General features: G+C 46.4%; 6 protein-coding genes. 3 read left to right on the plus strand and 3 right to left on the minus strand.

Features of this window, described 5'->3' with window-relative positions; translation table 11 throughout:
- Positions 1–154: 154 nt before the first annotated feature.
- Positions 155–1,111: a hypothetical protein gene (locus ABMB67_RS20030; RefSeq protein ID WP_251223480.1), complete on the plus strand. Its 957-nt coding sequence runs from the start codon at positions 155–157 to the stop codon at positions 1,109–1,111.
- 158 nt (positions 1,112–1,269) lie between these two features.
- On the opposite strand, the gene ABMB67_RS20035 is transcribed toward ABMB67_RS20030, so the two are convergent.
- Both ABMB67_RS20035 and ABMB67_RS20040 read right to left on the minus strand, forming a co-directional pair.
- Positions 1,270–1,551, minus strand: a complete 282-nt coding sequence (locus ABMB67_RS20035; protein ID WP_251223481.1) for a hypothetical protein — start codon at positions 1,549–1,551, stop codon at positions 1,270–1,272.
- Positions 1,552–1,604: 53 nt separating this feature from the next.
- Positions 1,605–2,297, minus strand: coding sequence for a sporulation protein (locus ABMB67_RS20040; protein WP_354573132.1), 693 nt, complete (start codon positions 2,295–2,297; stop codon positions 1,605–1,607).
- 419 nt (positions 2,298–2,716) lie between these two features.
- Here ABMB67_RS20040 and ABMB67_RS20045 point away from each other — a divergent pair, with 419 nt between their 5' ends.
- Entirely contained in the window at positions 2,717–3,547 is an 831-nt protein-coding gene (locus tag ABMB67_RS20045; protein WP_354573136.1) for a protein-glutamine gamma-glutamyltransferase, read from the plus strand.
- Positions 3,548–3,642: 95 nt separating this feature from the next.
- Here the strand turns inward: ABMB67_RS20045 and ABMB67_RS20050 are convergent, their stop codons facing one another.
- Positions 3,643–5,289 carry a thiamine pyrophosphate-binding protein gene (locus ABMB67_RS20050; protein ID WP_354573133.1) on the minus strand — a complete coding sequence of 549 codons (1,647 nt, stop codon included), beginning with the start codon at positions 5,287–5,289 and terminating at the stop codon, positions 3,643–3,645.
- A gap of 247 nt (positions 5,290–5,536) precedes the next feature.
- Here ABMB67_RS20050 and ABMB67_RS20055 point away from each other — a divergent pair, with 247 nt between their 5' ends.
- Positions 5,537–6,784, plus strand: coding sequence for an ATP-binding protein (locus tag ABMB67_RS20055; protein WP_354573134.1), 1,248 nt, complete (start codon positions 5,537–5,539; stop codon positions 6,782–6,784).
- The last annotated feature ends 170 nt before the right edge of the window (positions 6,785–6,954 follow it).

A 6,954-nucleotide genomic window follows, 5' to 3' on the forward strand; every position in this document is an offset into this window, starting at 1 on the left:
AGTTCTCTTTTTCCTGCTTAATCTCCTTTTTCATTTCTTGTCATTTCTTATCGATTATAAGCTCATCGCTTCCGCTGCTAAAAAGAAGTTGAAACATTCTCCACATTTGCAGCGTTGTATAAGAGAAGACGATAAATGCTACGGGAGGGGTACCATGACTTACAAAAAAATCGTCGCAGCCGCTATATTAACTTCTACTTTCGCGTTGGCCGGCTGTGCGTCAGACAGTGGGACGGCAAACAGCGCAACGGAGGAAGAGCAGCTTCCAAACGGCAATGAGGCGGATTCCACCACGAACGAGACAGTGGAATCTGACATTGGCCAAACGTTTGACGACATGCTTCTTGCGGAGGCTCCCCCGTCTGAGGTCGCAGCCTACTTGCAGCAGCATCTTTCTGAAATTCCTGTGGAGACTGCTTCCGAGATCGTTTACAAATTCGAGCAGTATCAGCAGAAGTACCTGCCTCACTTAGAAGAGAAATTTCACGACAGTGAGATTCAAGTGAAAATTCAGGAGCAATTTGGCTTTACGCCACCAACGGATGAGCAGATAGAAGAGGTTGAAGACACGGAGCTAGCGGGGCTTCTTACCGAAATGAACGAGAATGGCTACAAGCTGGAAATGGCGGAAGGAATGTATTTTCCGATTATTGATTACCACTTTTACCGTCCGTTTATGGAGGATACCGCCGCAGACGCTCAAGCCTATATCGAGCTGATGATGGCCGAGTCCGATCAAGTACCGGCAAAGGACGCAGCGCTCGTCATCGGCTGGGAGACGATTGTAGAACGGGCTGTTACCCAGGAAAAATTCCTAAAGGACTTTCCCCAGTCGGTCTTTGCGGGAGAGGCAGCCGATTTATATGCGAAATACGTTACGTTTTTGCTATTCGGTTTAAATAACACTCCGCTCTTTGACTACGACGCGAATACGATCGACAGTGAGGCTCACGCCGCCTTCTTGTCCGCTGTTGAAAACGGTGAAGACAGCGAAACGATTACGCTATTAGATCAATACCTCACCATCATTGAAGCGAATGGCGGTCAGTTAACGGAAGAAGTCGAGGAGTTCCGCACGGATTATAGCGAAGCGTTGAAGGAAGGAATTTGAATCAATACGCAGAGCTGTTAGAGGTTTTGTCAGCGAAGATACAGAATTAGTAGCGATGGCTTTTTTCGCTACGCACGCCCGGCGAGGAGAATGTTATGCCTCTCCGGGCTTTATTTAGAGTAGCACATCTACGCCCCATGCTGTATCCGCTTCCAAATTTACGTAGCGGCCCGCCTCTTCGTAATAGCTGAAGTGACCGCGATTCCAATCATGGCAGTAATAAATAAAAAAAGAGGTGCCTGCCAGCCGACAACGACAAAAGCAAAGAGATACGTCACCATATTGAGCAACGTCGTCCCAAGAATATACTTGTTCTTTTTCTGCTGGTCAGATCCCGTGTATTCACAGTAATACCCTTTTACAATAGAGGACACGGCAATGACTGTGAAAAACGGCCAAAACAGGCCTTCATATAAAATAGCAAGCATAAAATTAATCAAGCCTCCTCCTCTCGTGCCTTTTGTTTCTGTATCATCGTAAAAATAATGGCTGTTTACTTTTCAAGTAATTCACGAAGCTTTTCCACTTGTTCACCGAGCTCTTTGTTGCGGTAAACAGGGCAGTGGTGAACGAGCCCTTTATCATATACATAAATATGAAGATCCTCTTCATTTCCGACAAAATGAACTTTGACCCCATCCTGATTGACCAGTTGGAAGGTTTGCAGGCAATGGGTCGGGTTCGTTTCCGCCGTTCGCCGATGGCGGCACAACCCGCTTTTCGCCGTATGGCTAAAGCCGAGTCCTTCAATATAGGAAAGCACGTTTTCAATCGTTTGATCGGTGACCGTCACATCATGATGATCGATCGGATGGTTAAGCAGGCTGATATCAACCTCGGTTTGAATCGTCACCTTTTGATCCCCGAATGTGACCGGCAAATAGTACGGCAAGTAGACAGTAAATGGAACGACTTTTTCTTCATTGGCCTTTACTGTCAGTTCATCGGTAATTTCTATTTCCAAAATCGGTTCGGTGATGTCCCGGAATTCCGTTGTATCATCTTCATCCTTATGAAATTCTGAATCGATATGAATATATATTTTGGAGATTTTCTGGTCTGTTTTCCCTCCAAATATATGGACTTCCCCTTTCATTTCTTTTCCGCGTTCAATCCGCTCTTCCAACAGCACTGTATTCACTTTTGCCGAACCAACGCCGAAGCTTGACAATAATTTCTCAAACATCTTTACTCCTCTCCCTCGCCTGTGACAAGTCAGCATTTTTTTGTCGCAACTCTCCCCGAATTTGTGACAATAAAAGATCAATCCATTTTTACCCCTTGACTTTTTCGGTGGTTTGGACGTTCCTTCTGAACCATTATACCCCATCTTCCTGATTGGATAAAGCCACTCTCTGACGAATACCCGCACTATTTTTGCATTTTTCGAAAAAGGTGACCGAAACATGGCCTTGTCCCCACCTATCTGAGTAAAGTCCGCTCTCACGTCCTTTTGCGACAGCTCTCTTACATACTATGCCGGCTTAGTCCGACCTGTCTGGATGATTGGACCAGCATACAAATGGAGAAATCGGTTCAGGTTTGGCAGTTGATTCATATCTATAAGAATGAGAAAAGAAAGGAGAGATTAGAGCAGTGATTGTCATGAATGGGCAAGCCGTTGACATAAATCAAGTGCAATTGGCAGGTGTCGATAATCAGCAGCTTAACATTTTAGAACGTTTAGGGGCTTCAAGCAGCGTTTATCGCTATGATTCCTACGACCAGCTTGCGTTCGAATTGCATATGAGGGTAGCTACCGTGCAGGCTGCTCTTCTCCTTCAGGAAAGTAACGCCAGCTTCGCCACGTTTGAAACAGCCAGATGCAATGAGCAATATTGGCAACTGACGCGCCAAGGAGGCTTCCGACTGAAGCCGAATGTCCTGCCGCAAATCGGGATTGACGATATTTTTCTTCAAGGTCATCAGTACGCCTTTGAATGCGCCGTCGCGATTGTCATTATTTTTTATAAAGCGACGTTAGGATCGATTGATAAATCACTATTTAATCTGCTTTTCGCCAACCTTTATTTGTTTTCCTGGCAATATGACGAAGATCTCGATTTGCGCACTCACGAAGGAGACGATTTTATTCCCGGCGACTGTGTGTATTTCCGCAACCCGGATTATGACCCGGCCAGTCCCGAGTGGCAAGGAGAAAATGCGATTGTCATTGATCGCAATCTCTTTTTCGGCCATGGAATCGGCCTTAAGACACAGCAGGGAATGATCGACATTTTAAACACAAAACGGAGAAGGCTCTCCCAACAATCCGCCTATTTGGACCGGCACATTACCCGACCGAACTACAACTATTTAAGTCAGTTTCGCTCGCTCGCTGACCGTCCACCTGTCCGCCTGTCCTTCTCGTCATCTACTTCGCCTTTAGCTGAGCTGATTTTTGCCCAGGTTGGCTCGCGCCTGTTTCTTGCGTAAGAAAAGCCGCTGCGCGGTTTTTCTTCTTTCTTATCTTTTATAAAAAAGAAGGTGTCCCGGGGTAGTTCGTTTCCCCTTCAAGACACCTTCCCTTGCTATTCGACCCGGTTCAAAATTGGCGGCACCTCATCAGGATCGACGATCACCTCAATCACGGTTGTTTCCTTGTTGGAAAGAGCCTGCTTGACGGCCGACTCGACCTCCGCCGCCGTCCGGCAGCATATCGCCGACGCGCCCATTGATTCGGCGAATCCCGTCACATTCAGCCCGTGCTCGTAGATCGCTCCTACCGACTTGCCGAGCCAATGCTTCATCCCTTTTTCCACCATATCCAGCCGCTGATTATTTAGGACGAAAAAGAGGACCGGAGCCTGTTCGTTGACAGCGGTTGACACCGCCGTGCCGTGCATGAACATGCAACCGTCACCCGTTACACATACGACTCTCCGCTCAGGCAAAGCGAGCTGGGCGCCAACGGCGTAGCCGATCGCATTGCCCATAGCGCCAAAGACATCGTCGAAGTGAAAGGTTCCCGGCTCCAAAATATCAAAATGCTTAATCGCGTAAAAGGAATGACTCCCATCATCGCTAAATAAAATTGCGTCTTGAGGCAATTGACTTCTTAGTGCCTGAAGCGCTTCTGCCGCCGAAAGATAGACGGCGTTCTCCGGCACCGCCCCGCCTTCGATCGTTGCCGCAACAGAGGCTGGAAGCTCATACTCCCGGGCGACCTGTTGACTGGCTGAATCAAGTTCCATTAAAGCCCGGATATTCGTCTTAATATCTCCTACGATTGCCAATGTTGGTACAGGCAATGACTTTCCGATAAAGGTTGGATCGTAATCAAACTGAATGATTTGCTCCGGATACATATGCGGCTTAAAGCCTGCCAATGACATATCGCTCAGCTTCGTCCCGACGACAATCATCAGATCGATGCCCCCTTCAAGATAAGCATGAGCTCTTTCATTGCCGCCAAGGCCAAAGCTTCCGAGCGAGAGCGGATGAGTCGTGACAAACGCTCCTTTTCCGCCCGGCGTTGTCATCACCGGAAGCTGCCATCTTTCAGCGAATGACCAGATTTCTTCATAGGCCCGGGAGGCATGGACCCCTTTCCCAATGCACAGCACAGGCTTTTTCGCTTTGCCGAGAATCGGCAGGATGGCTTCCAGGTTAGAGGATTGCATATGCGGACTGTCAGCCGGGAGCTCCAGCTCAAATGGGGATATTTCTTCAAGCAGCACTTCAAACGGAAGTGATAAATGGACAGGACCTCGTTTTCCAGTGAAAGCTTTTTCGATCGCATGTCTAAAATAGAGAGGGAATTGCTCGCTTCGCTCCACAGAAGCACTAAATAACGTAACCGGTTCAAACATTTTCACCAGATCCGTACCAAAGAAGCTCGAATCCTGACCTAGCGCCTTTCCACTTCCATTTACGGAAGGGTGACCCGTAATAAAAAGAGTCGGGCTGTTAAAAGCCTTCGCTTGTCCGGCCGCAGTCAGCATATTCGTTCCACCAGGCCCGGAGGTTCCAACCGCTACCCCTAACGTGTTCTTCTTTAAAGCATAGCCACCAGCGCAAAATCCAGCTTCCGCTTCATGACGTGTCAGCACGAACGAGAGTCCTTGTTCTTCCATTTCGATCAACAACGGAACAATCGGTTTACCAGGAATACCAAACGCATGAGTCACGCCCCATTTCTTTAAATGAGCCGCTACTATTGAGGCAACTGTCATCATAGCACTTTCTCCTCTCTGTAATTTGTTGAATTTTGTCCTGCTACATAGATGGTACCACGAAATTGGAAGTAATTAAGAAAAAAACGCCAAAAAATGATAGTATTATGTTATTATTTGCATTATGGATAATTATTTCCATATGGTTTTACAGGAAAAAGTTCTGTTGACGCCCTTTCCGTTTAAATGCGACACTAGATTTACACCATGCTGACGGTGTTTAATGGAATAGATGAAAGGATAGACGACCTTGACTGAAACGTTACTGTTAAATCTCTTATTTTTATTAATGCCTGTGTTTATGTTCTATGTCTTTTTCGAAAATAAAACAACTTTTTTTAATAGAGCCATTCTCGTATTGCTTTCCGCTTCTTCGATGATTCTATGTATGACGTTCCCGATACATTTGCCGATCGGCTTTATTTATGATTTGCGCTACATCCCTTTTATTATCGCCGGATTGTTTGGCGGCTACCGGGTGATTCTGCCTCTTTATGTCCTGTTAAATTTCTACCGGTTTATTATTGCGGGAGACGGCACCTATCTTTCTCTCATCTTCTCGACCTTTATATTAGCGGTCATTTTATTGTCTCATCACAAATTTATCAAACTCACCCCCCGCAATCGGGTGATCTATGCGAGCGGATTGTCGCTGTTCACATTGATTTTGTATTTAACGATTCTCGGACTGTTCTATTATGAATTGACTCCGGAATTTTTGCTGCTGTGCTTATCTTTTTTACTGACCCAGGTTGGAGGCGTGATGTTTATCATGCTGCTGATCGAACAGTTATTAAAAAATGTAAAAATACGCGAAAAGCTATTCGACACAGAACGCTTAAACACGATCAACCAGCTTTCAGCCAGTGTCGCTCATGAGATTAGAAATCCTTTGACAGTGGCCAAAGGATTTCTGCAACTGCTGCAGCAGTCGCCTTCTTTTTCAGGGGAAGAAAAACGGTATTTAACGTTTTCGCTCGATGAAGTGAAACGAGCCGAAAAGATCGTCAGTGATTTTCTCACATTGTCTTTGCCTCAATCAGAGAACATGGTGCATTCCACGTTGAAAGAGGAAGCGGAGCAAGTAAAGGAACATATCCTGCCATATGCTTCCTTTCATCAAGTCGAAGTAAAATTGAATTTCACCAATACGCTTGAGACGACCTATGACCGTAATCAGATGGAACAATGTCTCCTGAATTTATGTAAAAACGGGGTTGAAGCGATGACGGAATCCGGCGGCACGTTAACGATTTCGATTTTTGAACAAAAGAAAAATATCGCCGTGCAAATCGAGGATACCGGGGTTGGGATGAGTAAGGATCAATTAAAACGGCTGGGGAAGCCGTATTATTCCACAAAAGAAAAAGGGACGGGCCTCGGCATGCTCATTGTGTACAACACGATGAACAAACTCGGAGGAACGATTGAAGTGAGCAGTCAAAAAGGAAAAGGAACGACCTTTCTCCTTACGATTCCCCCGAATCCCACTGGTTGACCTGATGGAGACATGACTCCACTTGCCGCTTCGGGGGTATGCCCAAAGGCAAAGACCAAGCCTGAGACCATGGCTTCGCTCGCCACAATCCCGTTGTGAGAAACCCGCTCACAACGGGATTTTAAAAGATCGTGGCGGCTTCGCACTCTAGGGCGGCCGTTCCGTTCTGC

It is taken from the genome of Halalkalibacter oceani, from assembly GCF_040544555.1.
Taxonomy (GTDB): Bacteria; Bacillota; Bacilli; order Bacillales; family Bacillaceae_D; genus Halalkalibacter; species Halalkalibacter oceani.

Bases quoted from the DNA above. Each gene is read 5' to 3' on its own strand.
- ABMB67_RS20030 (WP_251223480.1), top strand. From the start codon at position 155: ATGACTTACAAAAAAATCGTCGCAGCCGCTATATTAACTTCTACTTTC.
- ABMB67_RS20040 (WP_354573132.1), bottom strand. From the start codon at position 2,297: ATGTTTGAGAAATTATTGTCAAGCTTCGGCGTTGGTTCGGCAAAAGTG.
- ABMB67_RS20045 (WP_354573136.1), top strand. From the start codon at position 2,717: ATGAATGGGCAAGCCGTTGACATAAATCAAGTGCAATTGGCAGGTGTC.
- ABMB67_RS20050 (WP_354573133.1), bottom strand. From the start codon at position 5,289: ATGATGACAGTTGCCTCAATAGTAGCGGCTCATTTAAAGAAATGGGGC.